Source organism: Pseudomonas sp. CFBP 13602, assembly GCF_014842725.1.
GTDB classification, from domain to species: domain Bacteria; phylum Pseudomonadota; class Gammaproteobacteria; order Pseudomonadales; family Pseudomonadaceae; genus Aquipseudomonas; species Aquipseudomonas baltica.
In genome coordinates, this window is the sequence record NZ_JACYVT010000010.1 from 133,860 (window position 1) to 153,404 (window position 19,545).

Genomic DNA, 19,545 nt, shown 5'->3' on the forward strand with positions numbered 1-19,545 from the left:
GGCATCATTCCACCTTCGTCGCCACCGCACGCACATGCAGCGTACGCCCGGCCCCCATACCCGCCGCCGTGGCGGCGATGCCAATCACGGCAAACACCCACCCGACTGCGCTCCAGCCGCCCGTCATGTCGTGCACCAACCCTACCGCGAAGGGCCCCATCGACGCGATGGTATAGCCCACACCTTGAGCCATGCTCGACAGGTTGGCTGCCACATGGGCGTCCCGCGAGCGCAGCACGATCAGGGTCAACGCCAGTGCGAACACTCCGCCCTGCCCCAGCCCGAGCACGATCGCCCAGCCCCACATCCCGCTCAATGGTGCGTAAAGCAGGCCGAACAAACCGGCCAGACTCATCGCCATCACCGCGACAATTGGCAAGCGCTGATCACGACCGCGGGTGGCCAGCCAAGGCACAGTGAGTGCGCTGGGCAACTGCACGATGATCGAGAACGACATGACCAGTCCTGCCTCGGCGGCAGACAAGCCCCGGCCGATCAGGATCGACGGCAGCCAGCCAAAGACGATGTAGGCCAGCGACGACTGCAAGCCCATGAACAGCGTGACCTGCCAGGCCAAGGGATCGCGGAACAAGCCACTGACACGATAGCGGGCACGCTGGACGCCGTGCTTTTGCCGCGTCTGTGGCAGCCAGAACACGGCCGCCAGCAATGCAGGCACCATCCAGAACGCCAGACCGATGCGCCAGCTGTCATCGAAATACTGGCTGAGGGGAACGCTGGAACCGGCGGCCAGCGCTGCCCCCAGGCACAGCGCCATGGTGTAGACGCCGGTCATCGTCCCGGCCTGTCGGGCGAAGTCGCGCTTGACGATGCCAGGCAGCAACACGCCGATGATCCCGATGCTGCCGCCGGCCACCAGGCTGCCGATGAACAATCCCCACACCCCTAATTGGCTGCGCAGGGCAATGCCGGCGGCCAGCACGAGCAACACACCCAAGACCACCCGTTCGCTGTCGAAACGCCGTGCCAGCAGAGGCGCCAAGGGTGCGAACAGACCCAGGCACAGAACCGGAAGCGTGGTCAGCAGGCCGGCCGTCGAGCCGCTCAGGCCGAGACTGGCCGAGACCTGCGCGAGCAAAGGCGCCATGCTCGACAAGGCCGGACGCAGGTTCAGCGCCACCAGCACCAGGCCAAGGATCAGCAACCAGGGTTTATGCAACGGCGTCACGACGTCGCTGCTCGAAGCGGTACAGTTGGCAGTAGGCATAAGGGTCCAGAAACGAAAGTGCGGACCATTGCCAGAACGCGAACGCCTGATGGTCTCTTGATACGGCTTTGAACGAGGAAGCGTAGAGCGTATTGCCAGCAATGGCAAATGCCCAGCCAGCAGTGTGCCATCGAAACCACAGCGCACCCTTCGCGGCCACGGACCGCTCCTACACCGTTCCCACATTCCCCGTAGGAGCGGTCATCGGCCGCGAAGCAGGCGCTGCGGTGTATCCGGCGAACCGCAGCGCACCCTCCGCGGCCACGGACCGCTCCTACACCGTTCCCACATTCCCCGTAGGAGCGGTCATCGGCCGCGAAGCAGGCGCCGCGGTGTATCCGGCGAACCGCAGCGCACCCTCCGCGGCCACGGACCGCTCCTACACCGTTCCCACATTCCCCGTAGGAGCCGTCATCGGCCGCGAAGCAGGCGCCGCGGTGTGTCAGGCCAGTAACGAAAAAACCCGGGCACAGGCCCGGGTTTTTCGTGTGCCGCAAACGGCAATCAGTGCAGGATCTGGCTCAGGAACATCCGGGTCCGGTCGCTCTGCGGGTTGTCGAAGAAGTCGTTCGGCGCGGCCTGTTCGACGATCTCGCCCTTGTCCATGAAGATCACCCGGTTCGCCACGGTGCGCGCGAAACCCATTTCGTGGGTCACGCAGAGCATGGTCATACCGTCTTCAGCCAGGCCGATCATGGTGTCGAGTACTTCCTTGACCATTTCCGGATCGAGCGCCGAAGTCGGTTCGTCGAACAGCATGATCTTGGGCTTCATGCACAACGCCCGCGCAATGGCCACGCGCTGTTGCTGGCCACCGGACAGCTGCCCGGGGAACTTGTGCGCCTGCTCCGGGATGCGCACGCGCTCCAGGTAATGCATGGCGATTTCCTCGGCCTGGCGCTTGGGCATCTTGCGCACCCACATCGGCGCCAGCGTGCAGTTCTGCAGGATGGTCAGATGAGGAAACAGGTTGAAGTGCTGGAACACCATGCCCACTTCGCGCCGTACCGTCTCGATCTGCTTGAGATCGTTGGTCAGCTCCACGCCGTCGACGATGATGGTGCCCTTCTGATGCTCTTCCAGGCGGTTCAGGCAACGGATGGTGGTCGACTTGCCCGAGCCCGAGGGCCCGCACAGGACGATGCGCTCGCCCTGGGCCACGTTCAGGTTGATGTCCTTGAGCACGTGGAACTGGCCGTACCACTTGTTCACGCCTTGCATCTGGATGATGCCCGGTGCGCCCGCCGGTTTCTTGATCGCTTCACTCATGATTAAGCTCCTAACGCTTGTGGCCAGTGTCCAGCTTGCGCTCCAGATGCATGGAGTAGCGGGACATACCGAAACAGAAGATCCAGAACACCAGGGCCGCGAACACGTAGCCCTCCGTTGCCATGCCCAGCCATGCCGGGTCGGCTGCCGCCTGCTTGACGCTGTTGAGCAGGTCGAACAGGCCGATGATGATCACCAGGCTGGTGTCCTTGAACAATGCAATGAAGGTGTTGACGATGCCCGGGATGACCATCTTCAAGGCCTGCGGCAGGATCACCAGGCCCATGCTGCGCCAGTAGCCCAGCGCCATGGCCGAGGCCGCCTCGTACTGCCCCTTGGGAATCGCCTGCATGCCACCGCGCACCACTTCGGCTACATAGGCGGACTGGAACAGGATGACCCCGATGAGCGCCCGCAGCAACTTGTCGAAGTTCATGCCCTCGGGCAGGAACAGCGGCAGCATGACCGAAGACATGAACAGCACGGTGATCAACGGCACGCCGCGCCAGAACTCGATGAAGGTCACGCAGACCACCTTCACCGCCGGCATCTTCGAACGCCGGCCCAACGCCAGCAGGATCCCCAGCGGCAAGGCGCCAGCGATGCCCACGGTAGCGATCACCAGGGTCAGCATCAGGCCACCCCACTGGCTGGTTGCCACGGTCGGCATGCCGAACGCGCCGCCGTGCAGCAGGAAGTAGGCGATGACCGGGTAAAGCACCAGGAAGCCGATGCCATAGACCGCTTTGCGCTTGAACCGCGACATGAACAGCGGCGCCACACCCAGCACTGCCAGCCACACGGTCAGATCGACGCGCCAGCGCAGTTCGGGCGGGTAATAGCCATACATGAACTGACCGAAACGCTGCTGGATGAACACCCAGCAGGCGCCTTCCTTGGTGCAGTCGGCACGGGTGGTGCCGACCCAGTTTGCGTCGAAGATCGACCAGCTCAACAGCGGCGGCACGATCAGCCAGATCAGGTACAGCGACAGCAGGGTCAGCAGCGTGTTGAGCCAGCTGGAAAACAGGTTCCGGCGCATCCACGCAACAGGTCCGAAGACTTTGCTCGGTGGTGGCTGGTCGGGTTTGAAAATATGGGTCGTCATGCGCTCATCCTCACCGTTCGATCAGCGCAATGCGCTTGTTGTACCAGTTCATCAGCAGGGAAATGCTGATACTGATCGCCAGGTACACGCTCATGGTGATGGCAATGACTTCGATCGCCTGACCGGTCTGGTTGAGCACGGTACCGGCGAACAGCGAAACCATTTCCGGGTAACCGATACCCGCTGCCAGGGAAGAGTTCTTCGCCAGGTTCAGGTATTGGCTGGTCAGTGGCGGAATGATCACGCGCAGGGCCTGCGGGATGATCACCTTGCGCAGGGTCGGGCCGTTGCGCAGCCCCAGCGAGTGGGCCGCTTCGGTCTGGCCGTGGCTGACCGACTTGATGCCCGAGCGCACGATCTCGGCAATGAACGCCGCGGTGTACACGGTCAGGGCCAGGGTCAAGGCCAGCAGTTCCGGGATCAATACCCAGCCACCGACGAAGTTGAAGCCCTTGAGCTCGGGTTTCTCCCAATGCACCGGCGTGCCGAAGATCAGCGCGCACAGGGCCGGCAATACGATGATGATCGCCAGGCCCACCCAGAACTTGTGGAACGGCTGGCCGGTGGCCTCGAAGCGCTTGGTGGCCCACTTGGACATCAGTACGACGCCCACGATGGCTACCACCACGCTGATAGCGAATGGCCAGAAGCCTGGCGCGGCCAGCGCGGCCGGCATGTTCAAGCCACGGCTACTGACGTAGAAGCTGTCCATGAAACCATGTGCCGCGCGCGGACCCGGCAGGGTCAGGAACACCGCGAAATACCAGAACAGGATCTGCAGCAGCGGCGGGATGTTGCGGAACACCTCGATGTAGACGGTCGCCAGCTTGTTGATCATGAAGTTGGGCGACAGTCGCGCCACGCCGATCACGAAGCCCAGCACGGTCGCCAGGATGATGCCGATGATCGACACCAGCAGGGTGTTGAGCAGGCCGATCAGGAACACGCGCGCGTAGCTGTCCGATTCGGTGTAGTCGATCAGGTGTTGGGCAATGCCGAAGCCGGCACTGCGTTCAAGGAAGTCGAAGCCGGAAGTGATGCCCCGGTGTTGCAGGTTGGTCTGTGTGTTGTCGAACAGAAACCAGCCCATACCGACCACCGCCACAATGGTGATGATCTGGAAAAGCCACGCACGCACACGCGGATCAGTCAGGGATAACCCCTGCTTGGGTGCGCCGATTTGATTTTGCATGGAAAGCCCCAGGAGAGATGGAGAACAGCGCCCGACGGCAACGTGCCGTCAGGCGCCGGGCCGATCAGCGCACCGGAGGTGCGTACTGGATACCGCCAGCGTTCCAGAGAGCGTTCTGGCCACGATCGATCTTCAGCGGGGTGTTCGCGCCCAGGTTGCGCTCGAACATCTCGCCGTAGTTGCCGACCTGCTTGACGATCTGCACGACCCAATCCTTCGGCAGTTTCAGATCCTTGCCGTATTCGCCATCGGCGCCCAGCAAGCGTGCCACGTCAGGGTTCTTGGTGGCTTTGGCTTCGGCTTCGACGTTCTTCGAAGTCACGCCTGCCTCTTCAGCGTTGAGCTGGGCGAACAGGGTCCACTTGACGATCGCCAGCCAGTCCTCATCACCGCGGCGTACCACTGGGCCCAGCGGCTCCTTGGAGATGGTTTCCGGCAACACGACGTAGTCGTTCGGCGCGGCCAGCTTGCTGCGCTGGGCGAACAGCTGCGACTTGTCGGAGGTCAATACGTCGCAACGGCCGCCTTCCAGGGACTTGGCGCTTTCGTCGGAGGTGTCGAAGGTAATCGGGGTGTACTTCAGGCCATTGCCACGGAAGTAGTCGGACACGTTCAGCTCGGTGGTGGTACCGGCCTGGATGCAGATGGTGGCGCCGTCCAGTTCCTTGGCACTTTTCACGCCCAGCTTGTTGTTCACCAGGAAGCCGATGCCGTCATAGTAGGTAACGCCGGCGAAGACCATGCCCATGCCCGCATCGCGGGAGCTGGTCCAGGTGGTGTTGCGCGACAGAATGTCGATTTCACCGGACTGCAGCGCAGTGAAGCGCTCCTTGGCATTCAGTTGGCTGAACTTGACCTTGGTAGCATCACCGAACACGGCAGCGGCGACAGCGCGGCAGACGTCGGCGTCGATACCGACGATCTTGCCCGAAGCATCAGGAACGGAGAAACCAGGCAGGCCGTCGGAGACGCCGCACTGTACGAAACCTTTCTTCTGGATGGCGTCCAGAGTGGCACCCGCCTGAGCGAAGCTGCTTACGCCCAGAACGGTCGCAGCGGTCAGTACAGCCAGGGTGGATTTCAACATCTTCATTCAAAACCTCCAGTTGCTCTTGTTGTGTCCGAGCTTGAATTGCGCTGCACCTAAATGAGGCGCTGTCGACCCGTGTCGGCTTGTTGTTGGGTCAAAGCGTCAATCGCAATACAAGTGATGAACCCGACCGACCGGATGGCCCGACCGGGATATGCAACGCTTGCCCCCGCTCCCCGCAAGGTTCGACGCAGTGGTCTGCGGCGTCTCTGGTGATCATCGGCAAATTTTTCCGCATCGTCGTTGACTGCTCTGCGTCAGTCCATAACGGTTCTATAGTGTTACCGCCGATGACGATGCTGGTATTACGCCAGTTACATAGCAAGCGTCGTACCATAGTGAATCGCATCAGCGTTTAAATGCACGTCAATAGAAAAACTTGTAGCCTTGCGACATCTTCTTCAGAGATCGCACCATCGCGCCTCGTCGCACTGCACTCAAACAGAGCGGGCGCCCCACAACGGAGCAACCATGACCGACCCCTTGATCATCGAACCCGACAACAGCGTCGACGCCTGTGTCATCTGGCTGCATGGCCTGGGCGCTGACCGATATGACTTCCTGCCCGTGGCGGAAGCCTTGCAGCAACGATTGCAGGGAACACGTTTCGTACTGCCGCAGGCACCCACCCGCGCAGTGACGATCAATGGCGGCTACGCCATGCCCAGCTGGTACAACATCATTGCCATGAGTCCTGCACGGGCCATCGACCAAAGCCAGCTGGAGGCGTCTGCGCAGATGCTTTGCGGGCTGATCGAGGAGCAGCAGGCCAGCGGCATCCCGCCGGAAAGGATCTTCATCGCAGGATTTTCCCAGGGGGGCGCGGTGGCATTACATACGGCCTATATCACTTGGCAGGGTCCGCTTGGGGGAGTGCTGGCGCTGTCGACCTACGCTCCGACTTTCGACGAGCAGATCGAACTGGCCGCCAGCCAGCAGCGCACGCCGGCGCTGTGCCTGCACGGGCAGAATGACGAAGTGGTGATCAACGCCATGGGCCGCAGCGCCTATGAATACCTCAAACGCTGGGGCGTGGACGCAGCGTGGCAGGAATACCCCATGGGTCACCAAGTGTTACCGCAAGAGATCGCCGACATCGGCGACTGGCTGGCCGAACGGTTGCACTGACACCTTGCACATCCGCAGGCGCGACCTGTGGCCGCGAAGCAGGCGCCGCGGTGTGCCCGGCGAACCGCGGCGCACCCTTCGCGGCCGCGGGCCGCTCCTACATAGGTTCGCGGTCGTCTCGTAGGCGCGGTCATCGGCCGCGAAGCAGGCGCCGCGGTGTGTCCGGCGAACCGCAGCGCACCCTTCGCGGCCGCGGGCCGCTCCTACATAGGTTCGCGGTCGTCTCGTAGGAGCGGTCATCGGCCGCGAAGCAGGCGCCGCGCAGTACCGGCCACACAGCGGCCACCGTACGTCCCCACCACTCTTCTATCGTCGTGCTCGATTCTTGCATTACACTGCCTGACGTTCATTCCTCAACCAATCGATGAGAAGCCTGTGCTCAAAGCACTCAAGAAGATGTTCGGCAAAAGCGAGGCGCAACCCCTTGCAGCCGACACTGGCGCCACCCGCGCCCTACCCGTCGACACCCACGCATCGACCCAGCCGGCCGCCGTTGCGCCAGCCCCCAGCGTCAGCCCCGAACCCGAAGCACCCGCACCGACCGTGATCGCCGATGAAAAGCCTGTGCGGGTCCGTCAGCCCAAACCCGTCGCGCCTGCCTGGAGCCGTACCGATTTTCAGGTGGAAGCGCAGGAAGGCAAGACACGCTTCCACGACTTCGCGCTCACCGACGAGCTGATGCACGCCATCCACGACCTGGGTTTTCCGTACTGCACACCGATCCAGGCCCAGGTGCTGGGCTACACGCTCGAGGGCCGCGACGCCATCGGCCGCGCCCAGACCGGCACCGGCAAGACCGCTGCCTTCCTCGTGTCGATCATCTCCCAACTGCAGCAGACCCCTCCGCCCAAGGAGCGCTTCATGGGCGAGCCGCGCGCGCTGATCATCGCGCCGACCCGTGAGTTGGTGGTGCAGATTGCCAAGGACGCCGCGGACCTGACCAAGTACACCGGCCTGAACGTGATGACGTTCGTCGGCGGCATGGACTTCGACAAGCAGCTCAAGCAGCTCGAAGCACGCCATTGCGACATCCTGGTTGCCACCCCCGGCCGCCTGCTGGACTTCAACCAGCGCGGCGAAGTGCACCTGGACATGGTCGAGGTGATGGTGCTCGATGAAGCCGACCGCATGCTCGACATGGGCTTCATACCCCAGGTGCGCCAGATCATCCGCCAGACGCCGCCCAAACAGGAACGCCAGACCCTGCTGTTCTCCGCCACTTTCACCGCAGACGTGATGAACCTCGCCCAGCAGTGGACCACCGACCCGGCCATCGTCGAGATCGAGCCGGAAAACGTGGCCAGCGAAAGCGTCGAGCAGCATGTGTATGCAGTGGCTGGCAGCGACAAATACAAACTGCTCTACAACCTGGTCACCAGCAACGACTGGGAGCGCGTCATCGTGTTTGCCAACCGCAAGGACGAAGTCCGCCGCATCGAAGAGCGCCTGGTGCGCGATGGCGTGAATGCCGCGCAACTGTCCGGCGATGTGCCGCAGCACAAGCGCATCAAAACCCTGGAAGGCTTCCGCGAGGGCAAGATTCGCGTACTGGTGGCCACCGATGTGGCGGGCCGCGGCATCCACATCGACGGCATCAGCCATGTAATCAATTTCACCTTGCCCGAAGTGCCGGATGACTACGTTCACCGCATCGGGCGTACTGGCCGGGCCGGCAGCAGCGGTGTCTCGATCAGCTTCGCCGGCGAAGACGACTCCTATCAGCTCCCTTCGATCGAGGCGTTGCTGGGTCGCAAGATCAACTTCGAAATGCCGTCCGCCGAGCTGCTGAAACCCGTCGAACGCAAGCACCCTTGACCGCTGCAGGAGCGGTCCGCGACCGCGAAAGCCGCACCGCGATTTAGCTGCCTAACCGCGCCGCCCTCTTTGCGGCCGATGGCCGCTCCTACGAATGTACTCAAGCCCCCTGTAGGAGCGGTCCGTGGCCGCGAAAGCCGCACCGCGTTCCAACCTGCCTCAGCGCATGGGCGGACAATCACTCCCAGCGCTGCGCTGCTGCCTCGTCGCTCTCGCGTCCCTGCACCCAGCGCGGGCCATCTTCGGTATTCTCCTTTTTCCAGAACGGCGCCCGGGTCTTGAGATAGTCCATGACGAAGTCGCACGCCTGGAACGCCGCCTGACGATGGGCGCTGGCCACGCCGACGAACACGATCGGCTCGCCCGGCGCCAGCGCGCCCACCCGGTGCAGTATCGCAAGCTTGAGCAACGGCCAGCGCTGCGCCGCCTCGAAGATGATCTTGTCCAAGGCTTTTTCGGTCATGCCCGGATAATGCTCCAGCAACATCCCGCGCACTTCCAGCCCGTCGTTGAAATCGCGCACGTAGCCGACAAAGCTCACCACGGCGCCCACGCCGGTGTTGGCCTGGTGCAGGGCATTGAGTTCAGCGCCGGGGTCGAACGGCTCATGTTGTACGCGAACACTCATCTCAACCTCCGGTCACGGTGGGAAAGAATGCCACTTCATCGCCATCGAACAAAGGTTCGGCCAGCCCGCACATCTCCTGGTTGCGAGCACACATGAGGCCTTTCTCCGCAAGTACCTCGCGGTCGCCGCGCAGGATGAGAAATTCGCGCAACGCGTCGACGCTGGCGAATTCACCCGTCACCACTTCCTCGCCCGTGCCCAGCAGCTCGCGATAGCGGGCGAAATACAACACGGTGTAGTTCATGAAGCGTCCGCCTTGAAATGCCCACTCTTGCCGCCCTGTTTCTCCAGCAGGCGCACCTGTTCGATGACCATGCCGCGGTCGACCGCCTTGCACATGTCGTAAATGGTCAGGGCCGCCACGCTGGCCGCCGTCAGCGCTTCCATCTCGACCCCGGTCTGCCCGGCCAGCTTGCAGCGAGCGGTGATCAGCACGGCGTCCGCGCCGTCGGCGGCCAGTTCGACCTTGACGCTGGTGAGCATCAGCGGGTGACAGAGCGGAATCAGGTCGCTGGTTTTCTTCGCTGCCTGAATGCCGGCGATGCGCGCCACGGCGAAGACATCGCCCTTGGGATGCTCACCCTCGACGATCATCTGCAGGGTCTGCGGCAGCATGCGGATACGCGCCTGGGCCACCGCTTCGCGGGAAGTCATGGCCTTGTCGGTGACGTCGACCATGTTGGCGCGACCTTGGGAATCGAGATGAGTCAGCACTGCCTTGCTCCTGTTCCAGAAGCGACGATTGTAGCCCCGGAACAGCTGCGTTGCACAAAACCTCGAGCGTCGCGTTGTAGGACGGATCCCACAAAGTTTGGGAACCGTCCGACTTTTTGACTGCCCTGCGCCCGGCACAATCCTCCCTCGCGCTGCCAACCGACCCGAAGAACCTCAGCCCAGGGTCGGTTCGACCAGCAGTGCGCACCTGCTGCTCATATCGAAATCAAGGAGTCGTACCCAATGAAATCTTCAGTCCTCGCGCTGCCACTGGCCCTGCTGTTCACCGGCAGTGCCATGGCCGACCAGCGTATCGATCACACCGTGACCGTGACCGCTACCGTGCCCACCGACAAATTCATCGTAGAGCCACTGGGTGGCAACTGGATGAACGAGCCACAGAACATGAGCTTCAAGCCGGTGGACGGCAGCCTGGAGCCGATCCGCAAGCAACTGACCATGAAAAGCACCAGCGGGGCCATCAAGGCCAAACTGCTCAACAGCCCGACCATGACCAGCGGGTCCAACTCCATTGGTCTGAACGTCAAGGTGGGCAACCAGGCCTTGAGCACCAGCTCTGAAATCGTCGCCAACGTAGCCGATGCTGCTGCCGGCACCGTGGTCGACTTTCTGGTGACCGCCGGCGCCAAGCCATCTGCCGGTTACGTTCCAGGCGCCTACCAGGGCACCGTCAACCTGGTCTTCGAAACGCCTGATCCGGTCTGACCTCGTTTCAAACCCCGTGTTCTGAACGTTGCCCTGCCGGGCACCCGTGTGCCCGGCAGGGCGACCTCTGCCTGTGTGACAACCATGACTAGAATCACCCCAACGGTGTTCACCAGCCCTTTGGCGCTGGGCCTGCTGTCCTTGGTGGCACTGTCCCCGATCACCGTGACAGGCAACACGAACATCGCCACTACGGCCCTGTCGAGCCAGGCCCAGGGGTTGCCACGAGAGTTCAACGAGCATTTCTACGACGTGCCGCTGGCCGTGCACGTCGATCTGGATGGACGCGGCCTGGGTGAAGCGCTGATCACCCTGGACCGCCAGGAGCGCGTGCAACTGATCGAGTTCACCGCGGACGAAGAAGGCCGTGCGCCCGATCCGCTGCGCCAGCGATGGGCCGATTACCTGGCCGACCCCGTGCCGCTGGGCAACTGCACGCAGAGCTGCCGCGACGACCTGGTGGCTTTGCACTACAGCCTGTACGACTCGCGCCTGTCCATTCTTACCCGTACGGTGGAACGCACTGCGCAAGACCAACGCTATCACGCCCTGCCCGAGCACGGCAGTCACGGCATGATTCTGCGCAATCAGCTGAACATTTCCGCCGGACGCTTCGAACAAGTCGGGCGCTACGCGCTGCAGGGCCAAGGCAGCCTCGGTGACTGGACCACCCTGGCCCAACTGCAGGCCGATCGCAGTGACGACGACCGCTACGGTACCCGCCATCGTGTCGACCAGCTCTACGCCGAGCGCGTGGACCAGGGCCACTTCTATCGCCTCGGCTATTTCATGCCCGACGCCCAGGGCCTGACCCGCCAGCCGCGCCTGCTGGGCGACACGCCCCTGACCGCCCTGGGTGTCATGTACGGCAGCAGCGACAGCCTGGGCGTGGACAACGCCACCCCCAGCGCTACCCCCATCTATGTCACCCCGAACCGCCCGGGCGTGGTGGAGATCTACCGCAATGGCGTGCTGATCAACAGCCAGCCAGTGCAACCGGGCTTGCAAGCCATCGATACCAAAGTGCTGCCCGGCGGCATTTATGACGTCGAAGTGCGCCTGATCGAGGATGGGCAGACAACCGCCAGCAACGAAGCATTCATCTACAAGCCGTCGAACTGGAGCAACCCCGACCAGCCATGGCGCTACAACCTCTATCTGGGCCAGCGCCGCACCTTGCTCAGCAACTGGGAAGAAGACAGCGATGACAGCCTCAGCAGCGGTGTGCTGCTCAACTACCTGGCGCACTCGCGGGTGGTGCTCGGCAGCTCGCTGCAGCGCGTGGGCGACTACACCCAATACGGGCTTTCCGCCGACTGGGACGCCCTGCAAAGCACCAAGCTGTACGCCAATGTGTATCACACCGACCAACACGGCCAGGGTTACGACCTGCAGGCGCTGTGGAACTACCGTGCCGGCAACCTGGTGCTGAGCCGCAACCAGAGCTGGCAGCGCTACCCACGGCTGCGCGGCGAACGCGAGCCGCGACCTGGCCAACAGGTCATCCAGACTTCACTGTCCTGGCAGCACCGAATGGATCGGCGCTTCAGCACCCATACCCGCATCGCCCGCGACGACGGTCTTTACGCTGGCACCTCCGTGGACCTGGGCCTGGTGTACCACGGCAAACTGATGGGCTCGGACGCCAACTGGCGTGCCTCGGTGTTCGACCGTCCCGGCACGCTCGCCACCGACGGCGCCCGCAATCGTGGGGTCAATTTCACCCTGAGCATGAGCCTGGGGCAGGAAGGGCGACGCCTGTCCGCCACCCTGGGTAGCCGCACGGCGCTGGACGGCAGTCGCGATCGCAACGTCTCGGTGACCTACCAGCAAAGCCTGGAGCATCACACCCTGCGCAACGTCGCCGGCACCCTCACCGGCGATCGCTACGGGGCCGCCCTGGCGGCCAATGTGCAGTTCCAGAACAGCATGGTGTACGGCGATGCCTATGTGCAGAACTCGTCCTACGACCACGCCGTCAGTGGCGGCCTGAACCTGGAAAGCACCGTCGCCGTGGGGGCCGGCAAAGCCGCCATCAGTGGTGATTTCCAACCCTACGAAGCCGGCATGATCGTCGACGTCGAATCCGACCTGGACAACCTGCGCGTGCGCGCCGACAGCCTGCAGGGCCCCAGCGCCACACTGCGGCCAGGGCGCAATATCCTGCCGTTGCGCGCCTATCGACCGGGCCAGGTGCTGATGGACTTCGAAGGCCTGGAAGCCCATGCCGCGGTGATCCAGCCGTCGAGCTTCAGTTACCACCTCAACCGTGGCGCAGTGACCTACCAGAAAGTGCGCATCATGCGCACGGTGACCGTGCTGGGGCGTCTGCTCGATGCCGGTGGTGCGCCGATCAAGGGTGCCATGGTCATCAATCATGCCAGCCGCAGCCTGAGCGAGGCGGACGGTTTCTTCGCCGTGGAAATGAGCGAATCCACGCCCACCCTGGAGGTGCGCCGCAGTGGCGCACGCCTGTGTTTCCTCAAGCTCGACGAGAAGAACGCCCAGCGTGAAAACGAAGTGTTGATGGTGGGCGATCAACAGTGCAGCCCAGACAACCTCGCGGCAACCGGCACCCATCATGAAGGAGATGCAGGATGAACATGCTTCGCGCCCTGGCAGCCACCTTGCTGCTGGCCCTGCCCTTCACACCCCAGGCTACGGCCAACGAGATAGCCTTCACTGCCCGCATCGACGGCACCCGGTTCGTCAATACGACACCCCGGGCCGACTATTGCGCGCATTTTGGAATGGGCAGTTTCTGCGCGACCTCATGGTCGACCAACCTGCCCATTACCTATCGCAAACGGGTGGATGTGAACTCACCCGATGCGCGCGACAAGGTCTACGTGCGCTTGCCCGCGCGGCGCGCCATTACCCTGCAGAACCAGCTCACTGGCGAAACCGCCACCATGTTCCTGTCCTTCTACCAGTTCAGCCAGCGGGTCAGTTGGGTGCACGAGACGGTCGTCAACGGCGCTCCCAGTGGCTGCGGTGTATTTGGCAGCCTGGGCGGTGGCCCGGGCTATTCGCGGTTTCTCTGGTATGTCATGAACAGCACCAATCCGGCTCCCTGTTTTTCGACCAAGTCTGCCAACCCGAACGTGGAGGACTCGGAATTCACCAACACCGGTATCTCGGTAAGGCCCGAGTTCCCTGCGGTGGGCTCACTGGCCCCCGGCGACTGGGAAGGCATTGCCGACTACCGTGTGGGGCTGGGCCAGGACTTCGACTTCGGCAATATCCTGGACGCCAGTACCGATCATTTCCGCGTGCGCATCAGCTTCAAGGTAATGCATGAAATGCGTGTCGACTTTCCGGCCCACGGCACCGAAATCAGGCTTGTTCCCCAAGGCAGCTGGGCCAGTGTGATGAACACCAGCAAGGCGCCGGTGCGGCTGTATCACGACTCACCGCTGCGCCTGTGGGCCGGCAGCCCTTTCAACGTCTACCTGGCGTGCGAGCACGACACCAATCGAAATCTATGCAGGCTCAAAAACCAGACCACAGATCATTACGTGCCGGTCAACGTCGCCATTTCGCTGCCAGGCGGGTTTGGCTACGCCGGACGACCGGTGGATCGTCTGCCTCTGCTAGACCGTATCGCCAATGCCAAGACCATCGTGCCCACAGGTACCGCCAGCAATGCCCCGGGCACGCTGCATTTCGATGTCAGCAGTGACGATGCTGTCGAGATGCTGCGCTACCCCGGCGCCCGATACAGCGGGTGGGTCACCATCATCTATGACGCCAACCCTTGAGGAGCCTTCCATGAAATACCTCGCGCTACTGCTCGGCCTGACGACGTTCGACGCCTGGGCCGCACCGCAGCTGAACATCGGCAGCCTCTACGAATACTTCGACGGCAACCGCAGCACCTCGCTCAAGCGCATCTACAACAGCGGTGACACGGCAGCGTTCGTCAAGGTCAGCGTGGCCGAGCTGGTCTACGCCGCCGACGGCACCGTGACCGAAGTGCCTCTGGATGGCCTGCCGGCCGAACAGCGCACCCTGATCGCCAGCCCAGCCCGGGTGATCGTGCCGCCCAATGGCATGCAGCAGGTGCGCCTGCTGTACCGGGGCGAACGCCAGGCCGAACGCTACTTTCGCCTGCGTTTCATTCCGGTCCTTCCGGAAACCGGCGACGGCTTCGGCCTCACCAGCGAGCAAGCCCAGCAGTACAATGAGGCGCTGTCGGCCGGGGTGAGCATCCTTGCCGGCTATGGCGCGGTGATGTTCGTCAAGCCGGCGCAGACCACCTACGCCACCGAAGTGCTGCACGAGGCCGAGCGCTTCACGATCCCGAACAAAGGCAACGCCACGGTGGTACTGGATCATTTCAACGACTGCGATCGCAACGGACAGCACTGTGCCCCGCCCACCAAGCATCACATCCGGCCGGGCAAAACGCTGTCGTTCGAAAAGAAAACCGGGCGTTCCTACCGGTTCGTTCTGCAGGAAGGCCCGCGGGAGATCCCTCATGAATTCGAAGGCTAGGCTCACTGTCGGTGCCCAGGCACCGATAGCGAGTCCGTTTGCGCAGGGTTGTTGACCTACAGGTGGCTTTCGGCGTACTCGGCCAGGATCGACCGCGGTACACCCTGCAGGGTGATGTGCACGCCTTGCGGGAAGTCCTTGAAACGCTCCGTCAGATAGGTCAACCCGGAACTGGGGGCCGACAGGTAGGGGGTGTCGATCTGCGCCAGGTTGCCCAGGCAGATCACTTTGGAACCGGCACCGGCACGGGTGATGATGGTTTTCATCTGATGCGGGGTCAGGTTCTGGCACTCGTCGATCAGGATCAGGCTTTGCTGGAAACTGCGGCCTCGAATGTAGTTGAGGGATTTGAACTGCAACGGCACCTTGCTCAGGATGTAGTCGACGCTGCCGTGGGTATTTTCATCCTCCATGTGCAAAGCTTCGAGGTTGTCGGTGATGGCGCCCAGCCAAGGCTCCATCTTTTCCGCCTCGGTACCGGGCAGGAAACCGATTTCCTGGTCGAGCCCCTGCACGCTGCGGGTGGCAATGATGCGCCGGTAGCGCTTGGTCACCATGGTCTGCTCGATGGCCGCGGCAAGGGCCAGGATGGTCTTGCCCGACCCCGCTGCGCCCGAGAGGTTGACCAGATGGATGTCCGGGTCCAGCAGGGCGAACAGGGCCAGCCCCTGGTAGATGTCTCGCGGCTTGAGACCCCAGGCTTCCTGATGCAGCAAGGGCTCCTGGTGCAGGTCGAGGATCATCAGCTCGTCGTCCTTGATGCCCTTGATCCAGCCGACGAAGCCTTGCTCGTCGATGATGAACTCGTTCATGTGCACCGATGGCAGCACTTCGCTCAACTGCACCCGGTGCCAGGTGCGGCCATGGTCCTGGCGCGTCTCGACCTTGCTCACGCGGTCCCAGAACGAGCCGGTCACGTTGTGATAGCCACGCGAAAGCAGCGATACGTCGTCCACCAACTGATCGGTGCTGTAGTCCTCGGCGGCAATCCCGCAGGCGCGCGCCTTGAGGCGCATGTTGATGTCTTTGGTGACAAGAATCACGCTCAGGTCGGGGTGACGCGTGTGCAGGTCGATCAACTGGTTGATGATGATGTTGTCGTTGAGGTTCTGCGGCAGCAGGTTCGAGGGCTCGGGACGCTTGTCCATCAGAATGGACAGAAAGCCCTTGGTGTTGCCGCTGACGCGCATGATCGGCACGCCGGATTCGACCACGGCCGGCGATGCATCGCCCAGGGTCTTGTCGATCAGGCGGATGGCCTGCCGGCATTCGGCAGCGACGGTCTGCTTGCCATCCTTGAGTTTGTCCAGTTCCTCCAGCACGGTCATGGGAATGGCGACACGGTGTTCTTCGAAATTCAGCAGAGCGTTTGGATCGTGGATCAGTACGTTGGTATCGAGCACATAAAGGATTGGCTGATTGGAAGAGGTGCTGCGTCCTTGTTCATCCATACTCGGTCACCTTTTTGGGAGCCTGACAACGCAATACCTGGACGGTGCTGCGCCGCGAAAAGGCCGCCGGATTCCCACATCAAGGAGCAGGACCTGCGCACAGGTGGAGAGTCTGTCGAAGACGCCACCTGTGATGCAGGGTTCGGCGGTCTGTCTTCGTAATACCGCAAAACCCATGAAGGAAAAAAGCTCTTTACGGTTTTTTGAAGTTTATTTTTCAGCGGTGCGAATAACGCTTGGCGGGTGGCGCGGACGCCGTTAGAGTCAGAAGTTGACCTGCCCCTCCTCGCCCGCGCAATTTTTCCCAAAAACCTGCCAACCCCCCGTAAATGCTGGCGTTTGCCGACTGAGCCTATTGCACATCCGCACAGGCCTGCCAGTTGATACCGGTCTGGGCGGTTTCCCGCATCAGCCAGGGCAGCGCGGTCTGCGCCTTGGCCAGGTTGTCGTGGAACACCACGATGCCGCGTCGCCACAACAGCATCAGGCTCAGCGCCCGCTCGCCAGCCTGCATGGCCGTCAGGCGGCTGTCATCGTCCATCGAATCGATGTTCCACAGCGCCACTTTCAGCCCCGCTCCGGCAAAGAATGCAGCGCTGTCGGCACGACGCTGGCCGTACGGCGGGCGAAACCAGGGCACGTAGCTGTCGGGCAGGTCGGTCTGCAGCAGGGCGATGCTGCGCAGTATCGAGTCCTGCCATTTGTCCCATTGGCCATGGGACACGTATTGCCAACCCAGGGTCGCCACGCACTGCCCGGCATACAGCGCCTGCAGCTGGGCCACCGAGGTCTTTTCGGCACGCGCCTGCAGGCTTTGTCCGGGCACGAAGAAGGTGGCGCTCCAATCCTGCGCTCGCAGGTACCCGGTCAACGCATCGGTGGAGCCATCGACCGGGCTCGGGCCGCCATCGAAGGTCAGCAGGAACGTCCGGTCGGCAAAGCCGTTGCCATCGAACTCCTGCTCCGACAACAGTTGCACCTCGCTGGTGGTCTGCGGTGAAACCGCGGCCAGACGCAACAGTTCGTTGAGATAGGCCTCGCTGAACACCTGGCCCGGCACGGCGAACCCGGAGTAGAAGGATTCGGGATCGATTCCCAGGTCGGCCGCCTGGGCGCGCAGGTCGCCTTCGCTGTCGATGGCATAGCAGAACGAGGCATCCTGTTCGCAGCTTTGCTGGGCGAGGTCGAAATTGGCCCAGAGCCGCTGCCAGAGCCGCTGGCGCAAGTCGTTGATCGCCAGCAGGTTGATCTGACGCAGGCCCAGGCGCGCGGTCAGCTGTGCTTCGTCCTGGCTTTCACTGGCCAGCAACGAGCGTGCAAACAGCAGGATGTGCGCGCGCGACGCCACGTCGAACAGCACTGGCGAATCGATGCGTTCCGGCCAGTGACTGCGGTCGAGAGTCGCCACCGGCGGCGCAGCGACGGCGGCCTGTACGGCGCATACAACGGTGGCCAGCATCCATGATACCCAACGCAACGGCGATCTCCTCGATGACAGGGTGCGCCGGGCACTATACCGCTGTCGCGGCGCAGCGCGCAGCTCTATGCAGCCACGGGCCTTCCCCCACTTCGTTTCTATGATTACAGTAGGCAATCAACGGCGGCTCAGGAATCACCACATGCTTCGCTTGGCCCTCGCCGCACTGACGCTCGTCACGCCCATGGCGTTCGCCGCCGGCACGCTCAGCATCTACAACTGGCCCGACTACATCGCCCCCGACACCCTGCCCAATTTCCAGCGCCAGACCGGCATCGAAACCCAATACAGCTCCTTCGACAGCAACGAAACCCTGGAAAAACGCCTGCGCGAAGCGCCCGGCAAGTACGACGTGATCTTCCCTTCCAACCACTTCATGAACCGCCACATCAGCGCCGGCAACCTCACGCCGCTGGACCGCACTCGCCTGCCGAACTGGAAGTACCTGAACCCCGCGCTGCTGCGCGCCCTGGAAACCAACGACCCCGGCAACCGCTACGGCTTTCCGTACCTGTGGGGCGTCAGCGGCATCGGCTACAACGTCAAGCAGGTAAAGGCGGCGCTCGGCGATGATGCCCCAGTGGATTCCTGGGACCTGGTGTTCAAACCGGAAAACATCGCTCGCCTGCAGAAATGCGGGGTCGCCATCCTCGATATCGGTCCCGAACTGCTGCCCATGGCCCTCAACTACCTGGGCCTGCCCTCACACAGCCAGAACCCTGCCGACTACGACAAGGCCCGCGCGCTGCTGCTGAGCATCAAGCCCTACGTACGCTATTTCGATTCGGTGGAGTACAGCCATCAACTGGCCGAAGGCAAGCTGTGCGCGGTAGTGGGTTTTTCCGGGGACGTACTGCAGGCGCAGACCCAGGCCAGACAGCAGGGCCAGGGCGTGGAGATCGAGTTCACGTTGCCGCGCGAGGGCTCGACCATGTGGTTCGACATGGTCGCCATCCCCGCCAATGCGCCGAACGAGGATGCTGCGTACACCTTTCTCAACTACCTGCTCGAACCCAAGGTCATGGCCGACATCACCAACAGCGTGCACTACGCCAATGGCAACGAGGGCGCCGATGAATGGGTCAACCCTGCGCTCAAGGGTGATCGGCGGATCTATCCCAGCGCCGAGGTCATGAGCAAGCTGTTCCTGCTGCAACCCATGCCCGCCGATATCGAGCAGCTACGTACCCGGACCTGGAACCAGATCCGTCACTGAGGCCCG

17 protein-coding genes are annotated in these 19,545 nt (G+C 62.7%); 7 read left to right on the top strand and 10 right to left on the bottom strand.

The window, feature by feature from the left end; genetic code table 11:
- Window positions 1-4: 4 nt before the first annotated feature.
- The 5 genes from IFU31_RS19895 to IFU31_RS19915 form a co-directional block, all read right to left on the bottom strand.
- Window positions 5-1,228: an MFS transporter gene (locus IFU31_RS19895; protein WP_185794116.1), complete on the bottom strand. Its 1,224-nt coding sequence runs from the start codon at window positions 1,226-1,228 to the stop codon at window positions 5-7.
- A 504-nt stretch (window positions 1,229-1,732) separates the two neighbouring features.
- A complete protein-coding gene (locus tag IFU31_RS19900) occupies window positions 1,733-2,497 on the bottom strand; it encodes an amino acid ABC transporter ATP-binding protein (protein WP_043186354.1) in 765 nt (254 codons plus the stop codon).
- 10 nt (window positions 2,498-2,507) lie between these two features.
- Window positions 2,508-3,605 (bottom strand): amino acid ABC transporter permease, encoded by a 1,098-nt coding sequence (locus IFU31_RS19905; protein WP_043186351.1) that lies wholly within the window; start codon window positions 3,603-3,605, stop codon window positions 2,508-2,510.
- 10 nt (window positions 3,606-3,615) lie between these two features.
- Window positions 3,616-4,797 (bottom strand): amino acid ABC transporter permease, encoded by a 1,182-nt coding sequence (locus tag IFU31_RS19910; RefSeq protein WP_122479632.1) that lies wholly within the window; start codon window positions 4,795-4,797, stop codon window positions 3,616-3,618.
- 64 nt (window positions 4,798-4,861) lie between these two features.
- On the bottom strand, window positions 4,862-5,890 hold the full coding sequence (locus IFU31_RS19915) for an amino acid ABC transporter substrate-binding protein (protein ID WP_122479633.1): 1,029 nt from the start codon (window positions 5,888-5,890) through the stop codon (window positions 4,862-4,864).
- Window positions 5,891-6,358: 468 nt separating this feature from the next.
- Here IFU31_RS19915 and IFU31_RS19920 point away from each other — a divergent pair, with 468 nt between their 5' ends.
- Together IFU31_RS19920 and rhlB are read left to right on the top strand one after the other, a co-directional pair.
- Window positions 6,359-7,015 carry an alpha/beta hydrolase gene (locus IFU31_RS19920; RefSeq protein ID WP_192053478.1) on the top strand — a complete coding sequence of 219 codons (657 nt, stop codon included), beginning with the start codon at window positions 6,359-6,361 and terminating at the stop codon, window positions 7,013-7,015.
- Between the two features lie 375 nt (window positions 7,016-7,390).
- Window positions 7,391-8,830, top strand: coding sequence for an ATP-dependent RNA helicase RhlB (gene rhlB, locus IFU31_RS19925; protein ID WP_192104328.1), 1,440 nt, complete (start codon window positions 7,391-7,393; stop codon window positions 8,828-8,830).
- 178 nt (window positions 8,831-9,008) lie between these two features.
- Here the strand turns inward: rhlB and moaE are convergent, their stop codons facing one another.
- From moaE to moaC, 3 genes are read right to left on the bottom strand one after another with little or no spacing between them, the layout of a single operon-like run.
- Window positions 9,009-9,458 carry a molybdopterin synthase catalytic subunit MoaE gene (gene moaE, locus IFU31_RS19930; RefSeq protein ID WP_122479636.1) on the bottom strand — a complete coding sequence of 150 codons (450 nt, stop codon included), beginning with the start codon at window positions 9,456-9,458 and terminating at the stop codon, window positions 9,009-9,011.
- Window position 9,459: 1 nt separating this feature from the next.
- The gene (locus tag IFU31_RS19935; RefSeq protein WP_185794119.1) at window positions 9,460-9,702 is read right to left on the bottom strand and encodes a MoaD/ThiS family protein; all 243 of its coding nucleotides are present in this window, start codon (window positions 9,700-9,702) and stop codon (window positions 9,460-9,462) included.
- Window positions 9,699-10,172 carry a cyclic pyranopterin monophosphate synthase MoaC gene (gene moaC / locus IFU31_RS19940; RefSeq protein WP_122479638.1) on the bottom strand — a complete coding sequence of 158 codons (474 nt, stop codon included), beginning with the start codon at window positions 10,170-10,172 and terminating at the stop codon, window positions 9,699-9,701. Before moaC ends, IFU31_RS19935 begins: the two co-directional genes overlap by 4 nt.
- A gap of 243 nt (window positions 10,173-10,415) precedes the next feature.
- Between moaC and IFU31_RS19945 the strand changes: the two genes are divergently transcribed.
- The 4 genes from IFU31_RS19945 (at window position 10,416) to IFU31_RS19960 (ending at window position 15,395) form a co-directional block, all read left to right on the top strand.
- Window positions 10,416-10,898: a CS1 type fimbrial major subunit gene (locus IFU31_RS19945; RefSeq protein ID WP_122479639.1), complete on the top strand. Its 483-nt coding sequence runs from the start codon at window positions 10,416-10,418 to the stop codon at window positions 10,896-10,898.
- A gap of 84 nt (window positions 10,899-10,982) precedes the next feature.
- Window positions 10,983-13,499, top strand: a complete 2,517-nt coding sequence (locus tag IFU31_RS19950; protein ID WP_192104330.1) for a TcfC E-set like domain-containing protein — start codon at window positions 10,983-10,985, stop codon at window positions 13,497-13,499.
- On the top strand, window positions 13,496-14,659 hold the full coding sequence (locus tag IFU31_RS19955) for a hypothetical protein (protein WP_192104332.1): 1,164 nt from the start codon (window positions 13,496-13,498) through the stop codon (window positions 14,657-14,659). The genes IFU31_RS19950 and IFU31_RS19955 overlap by 4 nt, the downstream gene beginning before the upstream one ends.
- Window positions 14,660-14,669: 10 nt before the next feature.
- Complete coding sequence (locus IFU31_RS19960) at window positions 14,670-15,395, top strand: molecular chaperone (protein ID WP_122479642.1); 726 nt, start codon at window positions 14,670-14,672, stop codon at window positions 15,393-15,395.
- A 56-nt stretch (window positions 15,396-15,451) separates the two neighbouring features.
- Here IFU31_RS19960 and IFU31_RS19965 read toward each other — a convergent pair whose 3' ends face one another.
- Window positions 15,452-16,846, bottom strand: a complete 1,395-nt coding sequence (locus IFU31_RS19965) for a PhoH family protein (protein WP_122479643.1) — start codon at window positions 16,844-16,846, stop codon at window positions 15,452-15,454.
- A gap of 352 nt (window positions 16,847-17,198) precedes the next feature.
- Entirely contained in the window at window positions 17,199-18,305 is a 1,107-nt protein-coding gene (locus IFU31_RS19970) for a polysaccharide deacetylase family protein (protein ID WP_192104358.1), read from the bottom strand.
- Between the two features lie 160 nt (window positions 18,306-18,465).
- Between IFU31_RS19970 and IFU31_RS19975 the strand changes: the two genes are divergently transcribed.
- Window positions 18,466-19,539: a polyamine ABC transporter substrate-binding protein gene (locus IFU31_RS19975; protein ID WP_122479645.1), complete on the top strand. Its 1,074-nt coding sequence runs from the start codon at window positions 18,466-18,468 to the stop codon at window positions 19,537-19,539.
- Window positions 19,540-19,545 lie beyond the last annotated feature (6 nt).